The organism is Desulfomicrobium salsuginis (assembly GCF_054657795.1).
Map to the genome: position 1 here is coordinate 13,436 of NZ_BAAHYA010000002.1, position 19,015 is coordinate 32,450.

Below are 19,015 nucleotides of genomic sequence, written 5' to 3' on the forward strand. Positions count from 1 at the left end.
TTTTCCTTTGGCTCACAGGAAACCTTTGTGGCCAAGCGGATGCGTCAAAAAACGCACTATAGCTGCTATTTTAGAGCAAAAAGTAAACCATGGTTGCTTAAAAGAAATTTTTACTGGGCATAAGCTATCCAAAAAGGATGGTCTTATGGTCAATCTTCTTGAATTATTTGGGAAAAGAATTCGAGGACTCAGACGCGCGAAGGAGTTGACCCAGGAGCAGCTGGCGGAAATTGCCGGGATATCCCTGCAGAATATGGGAGAGATCGAACGAGGCAAGGGGAATCCGACCTTGGTTACTGTGGAAAAACTTTCCGCCGCCTTGGATGAAGATCTATCCAGCATCTTTGATTTCGGTAGTTCTGTCCTGACGAAAGAAAAAGCCGTTCAAGAATTGGAGGACCTGCTTTCAGGTGCGACCAGAGAACAGGCCCAGGCAATTCTTGTCGTGGCTCAGATTATTCTTCAGGAGAAGTAGTCTGTTCCGGCGGGGTAGACCTAACCATCAGCCCTAGCCGTTCACGGAACCTCGCCGTTAAAACCATGCCTATCTCTGAACAAGCATAGACAAGCCTTTCCTCCCTTCCATCAACAGAACCCATCAACAAAAACAAATCTTCCAAAGAACGCAGACAACCAACCAAATCATCATAGCAAGAAAGCTTATCAAAATTTTGATTGGTCATTTTAATCATCCTCTGGAAGCATAATCGTCATTACTGGTTCTCGATCATCTCCTGGGCCAACATGAGCAATGATTGTTGGTCTGTCATATCCGCCTGATTCATTCAGAAACAAAACTTCGAAATATACTCGGTCAGAATCTTTGCTGTTTTGAGCAGCAAGATATGTCATCCAAAGAAGATCATGAAGACGACCCTCGAAGGATTGCCCCATATTTTTTAATTTTTCTGATGGTTCAAGGTATCTACCTAGGAGTGTTGCAGTAACAGCCGTAGGAAGGCGGAAGCCCCTTTGGGAAGCAAAGGCGGTGATGTCTATTAATACGCCGTCTGCAATTGCTTCATTTCTGCTGTAGCTGCTGATCAGCACCCATTCTTCGTCCATGTTGTCCTCCAATGATAAAAAGTGGTGAGATTTCGGAGAGATAATCTGGCTCATGGGGAAGGGTCACGGTGTCCAAGGGAAAAATCCCAGGACCCTGGAAATCGTACATTCCGAGTCTCCTGAGATTTTGGAGCCTGGGACTGCCCAATCATGGGAAACGGGGGGATCGGCCCAGGAAGGGGCTGTTTTGTCCCAAGGAGGGGGCTGGACGATGGTGCCGAAGTATTCAGACCCTAGTTCTAGGGCATGAATGATTGAAGTTTAAAACCAGAATTTTCATCATCTTCAAATCGATGATTTTATTATGAAGATAATCTGGTCAAGAGCCTGCTTGCCATGTCATCTGTTAATATGTATATTTGATAATGCGTAGTAATTGAAGCTAAAAATTCAAACATGAAGTGATGGAGGTTTGACATGGCTAAGGACACTCAAAAAAAAGAAGACAAAAAAAAGAAAATTGAAGAGATTGGAATAAAATTGCTTAAATTTGCACAGGAGAATTCGTCTGACAAAAAAGAGATCGATGTTTCCAGAGCAAAAAAAGAATTTAAGTGTTTTAGGAATGTCATACTTGAAGCATACGCGTTCGGACCAGTAGAACTCAAAGAGTACAAGATCATTGAAGGCAAGTCGCCTTCGCCATTAAAAGAAGTTGAGCCTCCATGCTTAAGTGGCAAGGGAACGATTACCATTAAGAAGTATTATGTTGACGAGTACAACGAGAAGTACTCAAACAATCAAATTAAACGTGAAAGTCCACTTGATGTAGCTTTCGAGGATGGAAAGATAATTCTTTCAAAAAAGTAGTTGTAGTTAATCAATTTTTAATAGTGCTGGGCTCCTTGTTGCTGTAGGCTGATTACAAATCGGGCTTGGTGGAATTCGTGGAATCCCGTCGAATTATCGAAAAGGTTATTGTCGCGCTGTTTCTAGAGACTCAATTACTGAGCATCTTTTTTTTGAAGGGTTAAATTTGAGATGTCTTTAAAAAATAAATTTATCATTTTTCTGAAAAATAAATTTAGTCCAAGTTCTATTAACAGGATTAAGGATTATTGCAGTTATGTGTTACGTGCTTTGTGGTTCGCTATGTATCCATATGCACGCTTTGTGTGCACACCATTAAATCTGCTCAAGAACAAAAGAAAAGATGAAAGAAGATTAGAAATTGGTCCGGGGCCAAGGCGTATTCCTGGATTTGAGACAATCAATGTTGTCTGGGGGAGAGACGTTGACTATATCGGCGATGCTTCAAAAAAGTTGCCATTTGCATCTGGAACGTTCGATCTTATTTATGCTAGCCATGTTCTCGAGCATATTCCATGGTATCAATTGCCGTCTGTTATTAAGGAGTGGGTGCGTATCTTAAAGTCGGGTGGATCTATTGAAATATGGATTCCGAATGGACTTCTAATTGCGCAAACATTTGTCAACGCAGAGCTTGGGATTAAAAATGAAATTGATAACGATGGGTGGTTTAAGTTTAACGAAGGGCGTGATCCATGCGTCTGGGCAAATGGTCGTATATTTTCATATGGGGATGGTACTGGTCGAAAAAATGATCCCAATTGGCACATGGCTGTTTTCTCGCCACGCTACTTGCGATCATTACTCACGGACTCAGGTCTGATTAATATTGACGAACTGAACAGTTCTGAGGTGCGGGGATACGATCACGGTTGGATAAATCTTGGCATGAGGGGATATAAGCCGTGAACTATCGGTCTGTCGCAGATTTATCGCATACCATACGCGAAAACCTGTACAAATTACCTTGTGATATTGATTTGGTTGTTGGCGTGCCTCGAAGCGGGATGCTGGCTGCGAACATGATTGCGCTTTCTCGTAATCTCAAACTAACCGATCTTGCAGGCTATCTGTCAGATAGCCCTTTAAAAATATTCGGGCGTACCCGTGAATGCCTGTTCGCCGAAGTTTTAAAACCAAGTGATGCCAAACATGTTTTAATTGTTGATGATAGTATCTGGTCCGGTGGTTCGCTGGAGAGAGTTCAGGCTCTGATTGCAGAACTCGGAAGGCCGCACGATCTCACCTATTGCGTTGTATATTCGACAAAACAATCCACTCACAAACCAGATATTTTTTTTGAAGTTGTGGAATTGCCAAGATTGTTTGAGTGGAATGTGATGCATAGACAGTTTTTGGAAAAGTGTTGCCTTGACATTGACGGCGTGCTCTGTTTGGACCCAACCGATTCTGAGAACGACGACGGACCGGCCTATATTCAATTTATTCACAATGTTCCTCCATTGGTTGTTCCTAGTTATCGTGTTGGACACCTTGTTACGAGTAGGCTGGAGAAATACCGCCTCGATACTGAACAGTGGCTTAAAAAGCATGGCTTTGAATATGGGCAGCTACATATGTTAAATTTGCCAGATGCCAAAACTAGGCGCAGATTGGGTTGCCATGCATCTTTTAAAGCCGAGATTTTTCTTAACCTTAAAGAAACCGAACTCTTTATCGAGAGTGAAGTCAGCCAAGCTGTAGAAATTGCTAATATGGCCGGCAAGCCTGTTCTTTGCTTTAGCACACAAAAAGTATATTACCCTTGTGCTTCCTATGCTTTAGTCGAGAATAAGGTACATACATTCGCAAGAAGAGTTTGCAATAAACTCATAAGAATCGCAAAGCGAGTGTCTCGGTTATGACCGAAGATAAAATAACGACTCGGCATGGCGTCACTTGGGTTGGGGTTTCACAGGTTGGGAAGGTGTTGATGCAGCTTGTGAGTATATTCACCTTGGCGCGGATCTTGCCGACCGAAGACTTTGGATTAATGGCCTTGGCGGCAACTGTTACCGCATTTGCTGGACTGATGCGAGATATGGGTACCGGAGCAGCCATTATACAGAAGCAGGATTTAAGTTTCGATTTGATAAATGCTGTTTTCTTATTCAACGTGCTGCTCGGTATTATAACTACAGTAATTTTGATAGCGGTTTCATCGTTGGTGTCAATTTTTTTTAAAGAGCCACGCTTGATTGATATTTTATTTGTTTTAGCACCTGTTTTTACAATCACATCACTTGGCACGGTCCACCAATCACTGCTTGAACGTGATTCACTATTCAAACATATTGCTAAAATTGAACTGACTTCTGGATTATGTGGACTAATTTTTGCAATAGTTGTAGCATGGCAAGGCGGTGGAGTATATGCGCTGGTAGTTCAAAGTATCGTGACAGCATCTGTAAGTACCATATTTCTGTGGATTGTCTCAGATTGGCGGCCAGTTTTTAAATTTAAATTTATGGCTTTGAAAGAGATATTTGGATTCAGCTGTAATATATTCTTGTTTAATTTTGTGAACTATTTTCATCGAAACTCAGACTCAATGCTGATTGGAAAATTTTTAGGCGTGGTAGATTTGGGTTTTTATAATGTTGCCTACCGTATTTTGCTTTTTCCTGTGCAGAATATTACATTTGTTATCAATCGCGCCATGTTTCCTGCTTATAGTCGTAAACAGAACAGTCGCTCATTAATTGAAAAACATTATATGGAAACACTTGAAACTATAGCCTTCATTACTGCACCGCTGATGGCCTTAATTTGGGCACTACGTGAACCGCTTGTCAGTGTTTTTCTCGGTGATCGCTGGTTACCTGCTGCGGATGTAATTGCTTGGTTAGCGCCTGTTGGATTCTTTCAGTCAATGGTTAGCACAAGCGGTTCTGTTTTGAATTCAATAGGGCGATCAGACGTATTACGCAATCTCGGGTTGATTGGAGTGCCGTTTCTGACAGCATCTTTTGTTGTTGGTTTGCCGTGGGGCATAGAAGGAGTCGCGGCAGCTTATTGTATTGCAAGTTTTTTTTGGATTTATCCTGTTATTAAAACCGTTCTTAAGTTGCTATGTGGTTCGTTTTTGGAGTTTGTCTTTGTCATTTTTAAGCCAACATTTTTGTCTATTTTTGTAGCATTGTTTGTTTGTTATTTTATAAGAAATATAATGACGAAAAATGATTTACATTTAGCGCATCTCTTTGCTGGAATATTTATAGGACTAGTCTCGTATTTGATATTATCATTATTTTTTATGCGAAAAACAGTAATTAGAATTTTTTTTACATTTCAAAAAAATTGTAATGAAGTTTTTTCATCTGTGAATAAATATATTTGTAAAATTTTGGTAAACTTGATATAGAAATATTATATCGTCAATTGGCAAGTAGTGAATTTTCCAACATAGAATATATAAAAAAGTGAATATTAAAGAGTTTTTGTTATAATTTTGGCAAGCTACACCAGTCTCAAGTCAGGTGGCAAGGTTTAGTCGATTAAAAAAAACAGGTTCCTGAGAGTATTATAGATGTACACGCATGCGACGGAGGGTGCTGTGAAGATAGAAATACAGTTTCAACATAAGTATGTGCAAGATTCTCTAGCGTAGATGGCGATGGCATATTTAATAGGTAGTTACACGATGAATGCAATTATGGGTAATTTATGAAGGTGTTGCATATTGTTGCTGGAGAGTTGAGTGGCGGCGCTGCAAGAGGTGCATACTGGTTGCATTGTGGATTGCGAGAAATCGGTATTGAGTCAAAAATACTTACTAATAGCCGCACAACTTTGGGCGATAATGGTGTTGTTTCTGTAACAAAAAGCAAAAAAGATAAAGCTTTTAATTTTTTTCGTTCTCATTTTGACCACATGCTTGCCGCTTTTTATGCAAAAAGGGAAAAGTTTATATTTAGCAGTGGTATAATTGGATATGATTTTACCAAAAATAGAGAATATGAAGAGGCGGATATTGTGCATCTTCATTGGATTAATGCTGGTTTTATAGATATGCAGCATTTGAAAAAAGTGAATAAGCCTATGGTATGGACTATGCGAGATATGTGGCCGATGACAGGCGGGTGTCACTACGCAATGGGTTGTGAAAACTATAAGATAGGCTGTGGGAACTGTAAGCAACTAAGAAGTGAATCAGGCTTAGACCTTTCGCGCTTTATTCTGTGGAGGAAGAAAAAATTCTTGCCTAAGTCAATAAAAATAGTTGGCATTAGTAATTGGTTGACTGAACAGGCGAAAGCAAGTGATCTTTTTAAATCTTACGACATCAGAACTATTCACAATAACGTGAGCTCGAATGCTTTATATCCAATTGATAAAATAATAGCCAAAAGTATCTTAGGGATTAAAACAGATAAGAAAGTGATCTTGGCAGGAGCAACAGATTTGAATTCGTTTTACAAAGGGTTCAGTAAATATATTGAGGCGCTTAAGTATCTTGATAAAAATCAATATTACCTCTGTTTTTTTGGAAGAGTAGATAACTCTGTCGTTCAAAGTTTGGGTTTTGAATATACTAGCTTCGGTTTTATGTATGATAATGTGTCTTTGATGTTGATATACTCATCTGCTGATGTATTTGTGGCACCAAGTTTGATGGAAGCGTTTGGAAAAACATTGGCTGAGTCTATGGCATGCGGCACTCCAGTGGTCTGCTTTGATGCCACTGGGCCGAAAGATATAGTGACTCATAAGTTTGACGGCTACAAAGCAACACCATTTGATCCTAAAAGTTTAGCGAAAGGGATTGAATGGGTTTTGGATTCGCCTGATTATAAAAAACTCAGTGATAATGCGCGAAGCAAGGTTGTGACGGAGTTTGAGAATAAGGTGGTCGCTGGCAAGTACGCTGAACTTTATGAAGAGATCTTAACCCTGTAGCACTGTTATGCGTACAGATGACTTATCAGGTCGTTGATAAATGGCGATTGAGCGAAAGCGGCCTGTTCTTCTTTTTCGTTTTTTTTTAACAACTTATCCAGACAGGAGTTTCGAAAATTTCAGGCCAAAAACACTGATTATCCGTCAGAGAACCATCACCGTCCAAATCACAAGCGTCTTTGGGTCAAATCGGTCATCACTCCCCATCCAGTTTCCTGAAATTTCTGATCCAAAACAGAAAGTAGGGCGGCAAAAAAAAACCCCTTGAAAATTTTCAAGAGGTTCTGTTCATTTTTGCTTCTTCAGGGGGAATGAATAGATCTCAGGCTGGCCCCTTCTGGGGGCGCCAACTTTTTTGTTTGGCGGGGGTAAACAAGAAAGCCGCCCTTTCGGACGGCTTTCTAGCGGCATTCAAGAATCATTTGAAGCGTTTATAAGTGGTGGAGCTGATCAGGATCGAACTGACGACCTCTTGAATGCCATTCAAGCGCTCTCCCAGCTGAGCTACAGCCCCACAACGCGAAGACGGTTACTGCACAAAGCTCGGCCAAAAGGCAAGCGTTTTTTTAATTTTGAATTTCGTCGAGCATTCTCAGTAGGTTAAGGTCAGATGCGCCGCTTGCGACCAGGGGGACCGATCGGCCGGGTTGGAAGATGCCGTCTGATTTGTTCAGCTCGACGAGTACCATGCCCATGCCTTTGGCCACGGCCGGTACGTATCTTGGGGTATCCTGGGAGGCCGATCTGGCGTCCCCAAGAATCACGCCTACATCCGGGGCTGATCCGAGCAGCGGCAGGATTTCGTCTCGTCCCGTCTGCGTCAGAAGCACGATGGCGTCGGCTTTTGCCACAAGCTGCGGCATGAGTTTGTTCAGGGCCAGCTCGGGAGCGATGAGGTGCGCCCCGGTGATCTTCACGGCTGGGTTCGTTTCGACGAGGCTGATGACGGCGATTGTGTATTGCCCCCGCTTGATGAGGACGTATGGCCTGATCCAGGGCAGGGCGTCTTTCTGGAATTCAAGATTTGAGCAGACGAAGGGAAAGGATGCAATGCTGGCGAGTTCCCGCAGAGGCACTTCGCCCATCTCCAGATCATAGGGGCCCAGGCCCATGGCGTCATAGCCCATGCGGTTCATGGCCCGCACCAGCGTTTTGTTGATGCGCTCGGCACGAGGAAACCCCGAGACGAAGGCGTCACCGGCGTCCAGAAGCACCAGGGCCGCAGCTTCGGCGCGCACCCGCTCGATGACGGGCAGACGCTGTGCGATGCCTCCGACGGGCCCCGTGATGCCGGGTTGTGGGAAGACAACGCCCTGGGTGTCGCCGGTGAAGAGGACGGTGATTTTCGTATTATTCTCGGACGGGTTCGTAGCAGGCTGAACCGCTTGCTCTGGAATGGGGGCCGGGGTCGTTGGTGCGGCCGCCTGTGCATCAGTAGCACCCGTAGATACGACTGCTTCCGACGTGGCGGGTAAGGTCCGGCTCCCGGCGTCAGGCGATGGCGAGGGAGTGTGCTCTTCAGCAAGTTGCCGTGTCGGCGCGGGAACGGGGGACGTTTGCGGCCCCTCGGTCTCGGCCATTGTGGTCGGTTCGACTGACGCGAGAACGTTCGCAGACTCTATCGGAGCGGTCAGAGGCTGGGCATGGATGGGAGCCGGAATTTCGACTGTCTGTCCCTCGCCGATTTGGTCGGAAGGGGCTGGCGCTGCGGCCGGTTGCGAAGCCGGTACCACCTGGGCCGATGTGGAGGACTCGGCCTGCTGCGGCTGTTCCGGCCCTTCAGATGTCGTAATGTCGCCCGCGCGAGAAGGTTCTTTCGTCGTGTTCTCTGCCTGCGCCGCGGGCATTTGAGGCGGCTGGGCGCTTAATTCTGCGTCGGCAATGGCGTCCGGTGCTCCTTCCTCCTCCGACAGCGGCGGCCCCGGAGTGTAGAGGGATGCGGTGAAACGCTTCTCGAAGCTGCGTGTGACCTGGCTGTCGTCCCCGTGAATCCGTGAGGCAATGGCCAGGCTCGCCAGGAGGCGGGCCCTTTCGGCCAGCTCCGGGTCCTGGTCCAGTTCCCGGACCCGCTGCAGCCAGTCCGACTGCGGGAAGTTGGCGGTGAAACCGTGGCGCAGGTAGAGGCGGTCGTTCCGGAACCCCTGGAACTGCCCGTACAGGTCGTTCAGGTGCGCAAATTGGGGCAGAACGGCGGGGGCCGTCGTCACCGGCGCCGGTGCGGGCCGCTTGGCGCAGGCGAGGAGGGACAGCAGGCACAGGGTGAGGACGAGTATCTTCTTCATGCGGCGCTCGGATCGGGTGAACATTGCCGGGGAGGTGAGGGCTCTGCGCGCCCGCCCATGTGTCTATCCGAGTGACTTGGTAAAATAAAGGATATCTTCGCCCGGGGCGTAATAGTCGCGGATGCGGGCCTCTTCGATGAAGCCGCAGGAACGGTAGAACGCCTGGGTCGGGGCGTATTGATCACGCGACGACGTCTCGGCGATGAGCTTGCCGCCGCCCGAGGCGTGCAGCCGCCTTTCGACCTCGTGCATCAGGGCCTTGCCGAGCCCCCGCCCTCTGCCGTCTGCATGGACCGCGATCCAGTAGAGGTCGAAGGAGCGAGCGGTGCAGGGCACGGGCCCGTAGCAGGCGTAGCCCGTCACCTGTCCTTCGGGCGACTGGGCGAAGACGAAGAGATAGCCGCTGGCAGGGCCTTTCTGCAGGTGCTCGCAGACCAGTTCCTCGGCCACTTCGATCTCCTCGGCCGAGAAGAAGCCGGTGGACCTGACGATGTCGCGAACGGACCGCCTGTCGGCCTGGATCACCGTGTCGCGGAACAGCCATTCAGACATGGGGATTGCCTCCATGCGCCCGGTGCAGGGCATCCTCGACGATGGCGCGCACGAGGTCGTCGTGCGTGAACCCCGCCATGCGTGCCGCGGCCACGAATCCGGAGTCCGGGGCGATGCAGGGGTTGGGGTTGACGTCGATGACGAAGATCTCGCCGCGCTCCGAAACGCGGAAGTCCACGCGGGCGTATCCCGCCAGTCCAAAGATTTCCCAGCACCTGAGTCCGGCACGGATCATTTCCGCCGTCGGGGCGCCTGTGCCGTCCAGATCGAAGCTGCGGACCGAGGCGGCGTAGGCCTCGCTCTCCCCGTGCCATTTGGCGGCGTAGCCGAGGATGGCCGGACCCTTCATGGCCGGGTCGAACAGCATTTCGGCCAGGGGCAGGGGGCGCGGCGTCCCGTCTGGTGCGGCCAGCAGGGCCAGGTTGAACTCCCGCCCCTTGACGTATCGTTCGGCCACGCAGTCCCCGGCCATGCGCGGGGCCAGGGTTTCCATGACCCGAAGCAGGGAGGGGGCGTCCGCGGCCTCGACGACGCAGTCGTCATCGAGCCCGAGAGAGGCGTCCTCGAAGCGCGATTTGACAATGTAGCATCCCGGGCCGGGGAAAATGCCCCGGCGCAGCTCCTGCAGGCTCGTCCCGGCGGGGGAGGGGATGCCTGCGGCCGCCATCATGCGCCGCGACAGGGCCTTGTCGGCGGCCGCGGCCAGGGCCCCTTCGTCGGACCCGGTGCAGGGGATGTCCGCCTTGCGGCACAGGGCCGGAGCGACACCCGCCAGGCTGGCCTGGCCGGCGAAGGATTCCACCAGATTGAAGGCCACGTGGGGGACAAACCCGGCGAGTTCGTCCTCGAAGGCCCGGACATCCTGGCCGAGGAGCACCTGGCGGGCCGCCCAGCCGCACTGTTCGAGGCTCTCCGCGACCGCCCTCGCCATCTCCACCGTGTCCAGCGCGTCGGGGGACGCGTTGGCATCCACCTCCTCTCGCATCACCGCGACACGCATGGTCATGCGGCGGCGCCCATGCCCCGGGATTTGGCCCGCTGGGCCGCCGACTCGACGATCTGGGCGATGAGCATGTCGTATTCCAGGCCGATCTTGTGGCAGAGAATGGGCAGGTCCGAGCTTTCGGGGTTCAGGCCGGCCAGGGGATTGACCTCGATGAAGCGCGCCCGTCCCTGGGCGTCCAGGCGCACGTCCACCCGGCCCGCGTCCAGGCAGCCCAGGGCCTGCCAGGCGGCCAGGGCCACGTCGGCGGCCTGCAGGGCCTTGTCGTCGCCGACCACGTCGTAGCGGACGCGGTCGCGCCACTCCTGCTTGTTGGCGTAGGTGTAGGCGCTGCGGTCGCCGTCTTCGGTGGACAGGACCTCCATGACGCCCAGCACCCGCGCGGCCCGTCCGCTGCCCAGAAGGCCCACCGTGAACTCCCGGCCCGGCAGATAGGTTTCGACCAGGGCGGGCTGGCGGTAGGTCGTGAGCACGTGGGCGCAGATTTCGCGCAGCTCCTTGCGGGAGCGCACCAGGGATCTGGCGCTGATGCCCTTGCTCGACCCTTCGGCCACGGGCTTGACGAAGAGGGGGAAGGGCAGGTCGATCTCCTCCACCGTCCCCGGATCGTTCACGATCCAGAAATCCGCCGTGGGCACGCCGTGGGCGTGGACCACGGCGTTGGTCCAGCCCTTGTGCAGGGTCAGGGCCAGGAGCTCGGGGCCCGAGAAGGTGTAGGGGATGCCCCACGCGTCCAGCAAGGCCGGGACCTGGGCCTCGCGCCCCAAGCCGTTCATGCCCTCGGCGATGTTGAAGACGAGGTCCCAGCGGCGGCCTTCGGCCAGGGCCCGGACCAGGCTGCCGATGCTGCCGATGCGTTCCACCGCGTGTCCCTGGGAAACCAGGGCGCGGGCGATGGCCTCCACGGTGACGGGGCTGTCCAGCTCCGCCACCTCGTCGGTCGTGAAGCCCGCGGCCAGGTATTCGTCCTTGAGGTCGTAGGTCATGCCGATGCGCATCAGCCCTCCCGTCCCGCAGTGTCGGGATACCGGAAAACCCGGCCTTCGTAGTTGCGGAGCATGACGTCCCGTCCTTCCCGGTCAAAGGCGTACTGCGGCTGGAGCGGCACCTTGCCGCCGCCGCCGGGGGCGTCGATGACGTAGGTCGGGATGCAGTAGCCCGAGGTGTGCCCGCGCAGGCCCTGGATGATGGACAGGCCTTTCTCGACGGGCGTGCGGAAGTGGGTCGAGCCCGGGATGGGGTCGCACTGGTAGAGGTAGTAGGGCCGCACGCGGTTGCGGATGAGACCGTGCATCAGGCGTTTCATGGTCTCCACGTCGTCGTTCACGCCGGCCAGGAGCACGGTCTGGCTGCCCAGGGGGATGCCGCCGTCGGCCAGGCGGTTGCAGGCCGCCGCGGTTTCGGGGGTGATCTCGTCGGGGTGCGCGAAGTGCAGGCTCATCAGCAGCGGATGGTAGCGGCGCAGCATGCGCACCAGGGCGGGCGTGATGCGCTGGGGCAGCACGGCCGGGACCTTGGTGCCGATGCGCACGATCTCAACGTGGGGGATGCGGCGCAGCTGGGACAGGAGCCATTCGATCTTCATGTCCGGCAGGGTCAGGGGGTCGCCGCCCGAGAGGAGCACGTCGCGGACCTCGGGGTGGGCGCGGATGTAGTCCAACGCCCGCTGCCAGGAGCTCATGTCCGAACGGTGCCCACTTTTGCCCACCAGGCGGGAGCGGGTGCAGTAGCGGCAGTAGGTCGAGCAGAACTCCGTGACCAGAAAGAGGACGCGGTCCGGGTAGCGGTGTACGATGCCCGGCACGGGGCTGTGTCCGTCCTCGCCCAGGGGGTCGGGCATCTCGAAGGGGCGGATGTCCCTTTCCCGCGCGTCGGGCAGGATGCAACGCGTCAGGGCCGGGCTCTGCGAGGCCGTCAGCAGATAGTACGGCGTCACGGCCGCGGGAAACGCCCCGGCGCGGTCAAAGCCCAGCGGCGCGGGCACGCCGAGGATGGCGGCCATGCGCTGCGGCGAGGTGATGCGGTTCTTGATCTGCCACCGCCAGCTGTCCCAGTCCTTCTGCGTGGCGCCGGGAAAATGGGTGGCGAGAAAATTCCTGTGTCTGGCCCAGAAGGCGAGCTCCTGGCCCTGGAATGCATGCGGGGTCGATAGAGAGGGAGGCTCGGCCAGTTCCTGGCCGGTTTCGGGAGGTTCTTCAGCGGCGTATTTGGTCACGCTCATGTCATTCCTCTTCGGTCTGCTGGAATTTTTCGACAGGCGGGATTGCCCTTCGAAAGTTCGACATGCCAGAGCATCGTGTGTGCCAATAATTCAATATGCTGAAATTAAAATGTTTTTAATCTCAATGAGTGAAAGGGGATATAATTGCGGAACTCTCTGTTCCTTTTTTCTTCAGCGAGTTCGGTCTGTGGAAGCCCTGCCGGGAGGGATTTCGGTTGGCCCTGGTGGGCCGTGTCCTACAATCATGAATTTTAGTTCATAAATTTAAATTATTGTGAGAAAAAAAGAACTTTTTTTTCTGACCTTGGCATTTCGGAATTTTTTTTTCCTCAATGAGCGATACGCCGCGTTTTCAATGCGAAATCAAGTGCATGGAAAGTGGGTGCTCCTTCGTATCCGCTGCACAAGGCGAATACATTTTTTACGCATTCGGCTGCAGTCATTTTGCTTCAGGTTCAGGGGGCCTGCGTATTGTTCTCCTCTTCCGGCTTGGGCACAAAATGCTCAATTCACGTGCCACCGGCATCAGGCTCAACCATTTCCAGACAGGCAGGCGTCCATGCGAAACAGTGCCGCAGGTTCAGCAGGGGAGTCATTCGAAGCAGCCTTCGACTTCGTCGAACTGGCGGGTCCGCCGTGCATGGACAACCTCGAAAGCCCTCTCGGCGGGAGATCTTTCATGGGCATCAGCCGGGCAGCCAATCCCGACTGGCCAGGCTGGATCGTTCTCGATCACGGCCTGGGCGTTTGCCCTTCCGGGACCGATCAGCCCGTCGACGGTGACGTGACGGGCGGGTACGCAGACCTGCGCCGGCTGGTGCGCTCATTCTATCTGCACAATTACTGGAAAGGCGTGTTCGCCGACACGATGCCGTGGCCCCTGTCCGTCGTGGTTTTCGACAGCGCCGTGGTGCATGGCCGGAACAGGGCCGTGCGCATGCTCCAGGAGGCCCTGAACAATCTGTACGGCTTCCGCAAACTCGAAGTCGACGGCATTTTCAGGCGCGACTCGCGCACGGCGCTCGCGGTCATCCTCTCGCGGCACGAATGGTATCTGAGGACCCTTGTGGCCGAGCTGTTGCGCATCAGGCAGGGATACTGCGACCTGGTCGCCTGCGGCGACAGGCAGGCCATGCCCGTGTGCAGGCAAAGGGCGCTCGGTTTGCAGCGTCTGGCCGAGAGGTGTTTCGAGGACGCCATGTTCGTCATGCCTTCCGAGGCTTCGGGACTCGGGCTGGCCTGCTGATCGCTTTTCTCCCGATTTTCAAGGAAACCCGCACGGATTGGTTCCCGCTTGACGGGGCGGCCCGGTTCTTCGACTCCTTGAAGCTCCACATACGGCGTCTCAGCCCTTCGGGTGAGTCCGCGATACGGTTTTGCCTGCCTCCCGTCAGTCCGTTCCAAAGTCTCCGGTTATCCGGCTTCTCCGATGTCCCCTCCCACGGCGCGGGAGATTCGCGCCGCGCCTGACTCCCGCTTTCCGCTCCGCCGCATTGCGCTGCGACCCATCCGGCGCTACCGTGAAATCTCGGTGGATCAAGTCCCGTGTTCCCCCCTTTCCCGGATGATCCGGCGAGGCATGGATTCATGACGGTTCCCCCTGAAGATCGACGCACGCTCTGGCACACCCTGGGTGCCGCGGAAGTTCTGGCGCTGCTTGGCGCAGGAAGCGACGGGCTGTCCGCAGTGGAAGCGTCCGCTCGTCTGAGCGCGCACGGGCCCAACGAAATCGTCCAGGCGTCCGGCCCGAGCCCCGTGCGGCTCCTGCTGGGGCAGTTCAAAAGCCTCATCGTCTGGGTGCTCGTGTTCGCGGCCGCCGTGTCCGGGGTCATGGGCGAGGCCGTGGACGCCCTGGCCATCCTGACCATCGTCGCGCTCAACGCCGTCATCGGCTTCTGGCAGGAACTGAGCGCCGCCAAATCCATCGCTGCCCTGCGGCGGCTGGCCGCGCCTCAGGCCAAGGTCCTGCGCGACGGGCACGTGGTTGCCGTCGGGGCCGCGCATGTCGTGCCCGGCGACGTTCTCGTGCTCGAAGCGGGTGATCTGGTGGCTGCCGACGCCCGGTTGCTGACGGCAACGTCCCTGTCCTGCGTGGAGTCGGCCCTGACCGGCGAGTCCGCGGCCGTGAGAAAGGAGGCGGGATTCTGCGCCGCGTGCGACACGCCCCTCGGGGACCGGGCGAACATGGTCTTCCTGGGCACGAGCGTGGCCACGGGCACGGCCAGGGCCGTGGTCACGGCCACGGGCATGGACACGGAGCTGGGCCGCATCGCCGGCCTCATCGAGACGGGGGAGGAGTCCACCCCCCTGCAGAGGAAGCTCGACGCCTTCGGCCGCGTCCTCATCTGGGCCACGCTGGGCATTGTCGCTGTTCTTTTCGTTCTGGGCCGCATGCGCGGCATCCCCCACATGGAGCTTTTCCTGGGCGCCGTGAGCCTGGCGGTGGCGGCCGTGCCCGAGGGGCTGCCGGCCGTGGTCACGGTCGCCCTGGCGCTGGGCGTGACGCGCATGGCCCGTCGCAGGGCGCTGGTGCGCAGCCTGCCCGCCGTGGAGACCCTGGGCGCGACCACGGTCATCTGCACGGACAAGACCGGGACGCTGACATCCGGCGAAATGACCGTGCGGGCCCTGCATGTATGCGGGTGGGATTTCGAAGTCACGGGAGACGGCTACAGCCCGGAGGGCGCGGTCCGCATCGACGGGCGGGAGCCCGATGCCCGCCGGCGGGAAGCCCTCGGGGCGCTGGCTTCGGTGCTCGCGGGGTGCAACAATGCCCATCTGGTCGGCGAGGACGGAGCATGGCGCGTCGTGGGCGATCCCACCGAGGGCGCCATGCTGGCTGCCGCCGCCAAGACGGGAGCGGACCCCGGACGCGTCGAGGCCGACATGCCCCGCGTGCTGGAAATCCCCTTCGACTCCGACCGCAAGCTCAGCACCATCGTCCGCCGACTCCCGGACGGCGCGATGCGGGCCTTCGTCAACGGCGCCCCCGATGTGCTTCTCGCGCGCTGCGCACACATCCTCACCCCTGGGGGCGTGCGCCCGCTGACTGCGGAAGACCGGCGCGTTCTCCTCGATCGCAACGGCCGCTTGGCCCGCGGCGCCCTGCGCGTCCTGGGTTCGGCCTGGCGCGACGTGGCCGCGGAAGACCTGCCCGCGGCAGGGGCGGGCGGCGACTCGGGCGTCGCTCCGGGACCTTCCGCCCCTTCCGCACCCGGCGCGTCCGATCCCGGTGCGCAGTGTCCCGACCCGTCCGTCCTGGAGCAGAACCTGACCTTCATCGGTTTCGCCGGCATGCACGACCCGCCGCGCCGGGAGGCCAGAGACGCCGTGGCCACGTGCCGTTCGGCGGGCATCCGCGTGGTCATGATCACCGGCGACCACCCGCACACGGCTGCGGCCATCGCCCGCGACCTGGGCATCTCGGACACCGGGGAGGCGGTGTCGGGTATGGAGCTTGACGCCATGAGCGACGGGGAACTGTCCCGCCGCGTGGCCGGCATCGACGTCTTCGCCCGCGTCACGGCCGAGCACAAGCTGCGCGTCATCCGCGCCTGGCGTTCGGTCGGGGCCGTGGTGGCCATGACCGGCGACGGCGTCAACGACGCCCCGGCCGTCAAGGGCGCGGACATCGGCATCGCCATGGGCCGCAGCGGGACGGAGGTCACCCGGCAGGCCTCGGACATGATCATCACCGACGACAATTTCGCGACCATCGTGGCCGCCGTGGAAGAGGGCAGGGGCATCTTCGACAACATCCGCAAGACCCTGCAGTACCTCCTGGCCGGCAACACGGGTGAACTGCTGCTCATGGCGGTCTGCATCGTCATCGGCCTGCCCGTGCCGCTGCTGCCCATCCACCTGCTGTGGATCAACCTCGTCACCGACGGCCTGCCCGCCCTGTGCCTGGCCACGGACCCAATCGACCCCGCGGTCATGGCCCGCCGGCCGCGTCCGCGCAGCGAGTCCATCACGGACGGCGGCTTCTTCGGGGGCATGCTCCTGACGGGGTTCCTGACGGCTTCGGTGGCATTTGCGGCCTATCTCCTGGCCCTGAAGGCCGATGGCGTCGAGACGGCCCGCTCCTGGGCCTTCACGGTGCTGGTCTTCGCGGAACTGCTGCGTTCCTTCGGCGCGCGCAGCGCAACCAGGTCCATCTGGGGCATGGCCTCGCGGGCCAATGTGAGCCTCCTGCTGGTGGTGGGCCTCACTCTGGCGCTGCAGGTCCTGAGCCAGCACAACGCGGTCCTGGGCAGTTTCCTCAAGACCGTGCCCATCGCCTGGCCGGACGGGATGCTGCTTTTCGCCCTCGGGGCCGTTCCCCTGCTGGCCCTTGAAATGACGAAGGCCGTGCGTCGCACCCGGGGGCCGATGCGATGACGGTTCGGTTAGCGCAGGGACGGACCTAGTTCAGGTCGATCTCGACGCCGTCGCCGGAGACGCTGAAATTCCGGGTGGCGACGAATCCGTGCCCCACTATTTTTGCGGCGTATTCACCTTTGGGCAGCAGGGCTTCCTTGGGCACGTTCTGATCGATGTTGCTCATGAGAACGAGGCGGCCTGAGGGCAATGCCCGCACGGTGACACAGACCGGCCGCCGTGAGGAGAAAATGACTTTGGGCAGGGGACCCGCATTCGGCGCTTCCAGGGGGAAGCATTGCGGCGGGCCGCTTTCGGGCATCGCGCCGGGGGGCGCGGCCGTCTGCGTCCGACGCGGGGCTTCTGCCTTCCCTTTGAGAGCGCGGATTTCATCGGGGTCGGGTCCCACGACCTCGATCTGGCTGACCTGCCACCAGCGCGAACGCTTTTTGGATTTGAACCCGCATTCGAAGGTTTCGCCCTGGCCCGTAAAGCTGTTCATGCGCACGGTGACCCTGTGGGTCCCGCCTTCATCGTTCAGCACGTGGATGACGGCCTGGAACGGAGTCCTGGCGGGGCCCCCGCTGACTCTCCCGCTGACGCGCACCTCCGTCCCCTTCTGCCAGGCGTGGACATTGGAGAAGGCATGACCCTTGACCTGCAGGATGCCTTCGGCCGAAGCCGTGGAGGAGAGGAGCAGGGCCAGGAAGATGATGCCGGACTTCGTCATGGGAAACTCCTGCGGGATGGCGGGTTTTCGTTTGTTCCCCGTATGTCTATGGCCGGCAGGGCTTCAGTTCCATTCGTGGCTGGCCGATTTTTCATGGCAATGTCTCAGAATATTCCGTATGTTTAAGCTGTTGGATGTAATTATCGGTTTGTAAGATTACACGGCGATCGGCCATTTCCCGTTCAGACTCACGTACGAGGTATCCCATGACCCGTTCCAAGCCGCGCCCCAGGGTGGACAGGAAGAACCTGATCATCCGCCGCGTTTCCACATATCTGCGCACCCTCGACCATCTTCAGGCCAAGGGTGTCGGGATCATGTCGTCCAGGGATTTCGAGAAGATCGAAGGGGTGACCCAGAGCCTCGTCCGCCGCGATCTCGCCGAGTTCGGCACCTTCGGGGTCAGGGGGGTGGGCTACCATGTGTCCGAGCTCCGCGACCAGCTCGCCCATGTTCTCGGGCTGGACCGCCGCCGCAACGTCGTCCTGATCGGCGCGGGGGGATTCGGCAGCGTGCTGATCCATTCGGAATCGTTCACGAAGCGCAACCTCGAAGTCGTTCAGATCTTCGATCAGGACCCGGCGCATACCGGCGGGTCCATCGAGGGCATCCCGGTCCACGACATGGCCGCCCTCGAACAGGAGCTCGATGCCGACAGGATCGACCTGGCCATCGTCGCCGTCGCGCCGCCCGAGGTCCAGGGCGTCATCGACAGGATCGGCAGGCTCGGCGTGCGGGGCGCCCTTTATTTCGCCTCGCGCGCCGTGACGGCGCCGGAGAACATGGTGGTTCTGAACATGGACATAACGGTTGAACTCGGATTGCTGACATACCTGCTGGGCTGACCTTTTGCCGCCCTTAGGAGGGATCATCCGGGTTGAGCGTCCATGAGCGTGTGAGCCGCGAAAGGTCAACTCTGGACGCATTCAAGCAGGATGGATCAATGTGGAAGCCAGTCATGTATAGACCCGCCCTCAGTGTCAAAACATTTTGCAACATTGCGAGGAGTCTTCGACGCGGCAATCCAGTTTTTCACGGTCTTTTCCGGTTGTATTCCGGCGCACGCCGAGGATGGATCTCGCGCGTTGCCCGAC

17 protein-coding genes and 1 tRNA gene are annotated in these 19,015 nt (G+C 56.1%); 9 read left to right on the plus strand and 9 right to left on the minus strand.

Annotated features, from left to right (window positions below):
* Positions 1–145 precede the first annotated feature (145 nt).
* A complete protein-coding gene (locus ACYQ3G_RS07230) occupies positions 146–475 on the plus strand; it encodes a helix-turn-helix domain-containing protein (RefSeq protein ID WP_459821181.1) in 330 nt (109 codons plus the stop codon).
* Here ACYQ3G_RS07230 and ACYQ3G_RS07235 read toward each other — a convergent pair.
* Both ACYQ3G_RS07235 and ACYQ3G_RS07240 read right to left on the minus strand, forming a co-directional pair.
* A complete protein-coding gene (locus tag ACYQ3G_RS07235) occupies positions 456–683 on the minus strand; it encodes a hypothetical protein (RefSeq protein ID WP_459821179.1) in 228 nt (75 codons plus the stop codon). The genes ACYQ3G_RS07230 and ACYQ3G_RS07235 overlap by 20 nt on opposite strands.
* A 1-nt stretch (position 684) precedes the next feature.
* Positions 685–1,065 (minus strand): DUF6573 family protein, encoded by a 381-nt coding sequence (locus tag ACYQ3G_RS07240; RefSeq protein WP_459821177.1) that lies wholly within the window; start codon positions 1,063–1,065, stop codon positions 685–687.
* 417 nt (positions 1,066–1,482) lie between these two features.
* Here ACYQ3G_RS07240 and ACYQ3G_RS07245 point away from each other — a divergent pair, with 417 nt between their 5' ends.
* The 5 genes from ACYQ3G_RS07245 (at position 1,483) to ACYQ3G_RS07265 (ending at position 6,774) form a co-directional block, all read left to right on the plus strand.
* The gene (locus ACYQ3G_RS07245) at positions 1,483–1,875 is read left to right on the plus strand and encodes a hypothetical protein (RefSeq protein WP_459821175.1); all 393 of its coding nucleotides are present in this window, start codon (positions 1,483–1,485) and stop codon (positions 1,873–1,875) included.
* Positions 1,876–2,046: 171 nt separating this feature from the next.
* On the plus strand, positions 2,047–2,784 hold the full coding sequence (locus tag ACYQ3G_RS07250; protein WP_459821173.1) for a class I SAM-dependent methyltransferase: 738 nt from the start codon (positions 2,047–2,049) through the stop codon (positions 2,782–2,784).
* Positions 2,781–3,740 carry a phosphoribosyltransferase family protein gene (locus tag ACYQ3G_RS07255; protein WP_459821171.1) on the plus strand — a complete coding sequence of 320 codons (960 nt, stop codon included), beginning with the start codon at positions 2,781–2,783 and terminating at the stop codon, positions 3,738–3,740. Before ACYQ3G_RS07250 ends, ACYQ3G_RS07255 begins: the two co-directional genes overlap by 4 nt.
* Positions 3,737–5,239, plus strand: coding sequence for a lipopolysaccharide biosynthesis protein (locus tag ACYQ3G_RS07260; protein WP_459821169.1), 1,503 nt, complete (start codon positions 3,737–3,739; stop codon positions 5,237–5,239). The genes ACYQ3G_RS07255 and ACYQ3G_RS07260 overlap by 4 nt, the downstream gene beginning before the upstream one ends.
* A 302-nt stretch (positions 5,240–5,541) precedes the next feature.
* Entirely contained in the window at positions 5,542–6,774 is a 1,233-nt protein-coding gene (locus ACYQ3G_RS07265; RefSeq protein WP_459824223.1) for a glycosyltransferase family 4 protein, read from the plus strand.
* 438 nt (positions 6,775–7,212) lie between these two features.
* On the opposite strand, the gene ACYQ3G_RS07270 is transcribed toward ACYQ3G_RS07265, so the two are convergent.
* The 6 genes from ACYQ3G_RS07270 to ACYQ3G_RS07295 form a co-directional block, all read right to left on the minus strand.
* A tRNA-Ala gene (locus ACYQ3G_RS07270) sits at positions 7,213–7,288 on the minus strand.
* A gap of 52 nt (positions 7,289–7,340) precedes the next feature.
* Positions 7,341–9,056 (minus strand): bifunctional UDP-sugar hydrolase/5'-nucleotidase, encoded by a 1,716-nt coding sequence (locus ACYQ3G_RS07275; protein WP_459824226.1) that lies wholly within the window; start codon positions 9,054–9,056, stop codon positions 7,341–7,343.
* Between the two features lie 63 nt (positions 9,057–9,119).
* On the minus strand, positions 9,120–9,608 hold the full coding sequence (locus tag ACYQ3G_RS07280; RefSeq protein ID WP_459824229.1) for a GNAT family N-acetyltransferase: 489 nt from the start codon (positions 9,606–9,608) through the stop codon (positions 9,120–9,122).
* Positions 9,601–10,614 carry a D-alanine--D-alanine ligase family protein gene (locus ACYQ3G_RS07285; RefSeq protein ID WP_459824231.1) on the minus strand — a complete coding sequence of 338 codons (1,014 nt, stop codon included), beginning with the start codon at positions 10,612–10,614 and terminating at the stop codon, positions 9,601–9,603. Before ACYQ3G_RS07285 ends, ACYQ3G_RS07280 begins: the two co-directional genes overlap by 8 nt.
* Positions 10,611–11,609: a D-alanine--D-alanine ligase family protein gene (locus ACYQ3G_RS07290; protein ID WP_459824233.1), complete on the minus strand. Its 999-nt coding sequence runs from the start codon at positions 11,607–11,609 to the stop codon at positions 10,611–10,613. The genes ACYQ3G_RS07285 and ACYQ3G_RS07290 overlap by 4 nt, the downstream gene beginning before the upstream one ends.
* Complete coding sequence (locus tag ACYQ3G_RS07295) at positions 11,609–12,832, minus strand: KamA family radical SAM protein (protein WP_459824235.1); 1,224 nt, start codon at positions 12,830–12,832, stop codon at positions 11,609–11,611. The genes ACYQ3G_RS07290 and ACYQ3G_RS07295 overlap by 1 nt, the downstream gene beginning before the upstream one ends.
* A gap of 559 nt (positions 12,833–13,391) precedes the next feature.
* Here ACYQ3G_RS07295 and ACYQ3G_RS07300 point away from each other — a divergent pair.
* Entirely contained in the window at positions 13,392–14,078 is a 687-nt protein-coding gene (locus tag ACYQ3G_RS07300; RefSeq protein WP_459824237.1) for a glycosyl hydrolase 108 family protein, read from the plus strand.
* Between the two features lie 341 nt (positions 14,079–14,419).
* Positions 14,420–17,212: a cation-translocating P-type ATPase gene (locus ACYQ3G_RS07305; protein WP_459824240.1), complete on the plus strand. Its 2,793-nt coding sequence runs from the start codon at positions 14,420–14,422 to the stop codon at positions 17,210–17,212.
* A 25-nt stretch (positions 17,213–17,237) separates the two neighbouring features.
* Here ACYQ3G_RS07305 and ACYQ3G_RS07310 read toward each other — a convergent pair whose 3' ends face one another.
* Positions 17,238–17,921, minus strand: a complete 684-nt coding sequence (locus ACYQ3G_RS07310) for a hypothetical protein (RefSeq protein WP_459824243.1) — start codon at positions 17,919–17,921, stop codon at positions 17,238–17,240.
* A gap of 206 nt (positions 17,922–18,127) precedes the next feature.
* Between ACYQ3G_RS07310 and ACYQ3G_RS07315 the strand changes: the two genes are divergently transcribed.
* Positions 18,128–18,766: a redox-sensing transcriptional repressor Rex gene (locus tag ACYQ3G_RS07315; RefSeq protein WP_459824246.1), complete on the plus strand. Its 639-nt coding sequence runs from the start codon at positions 18,128–18,130 to the stop codon at positions 18,764–18,766.
* The last annotated feature ends 249 nt before the right edge of the window (positions 18,767–19,015 follow it).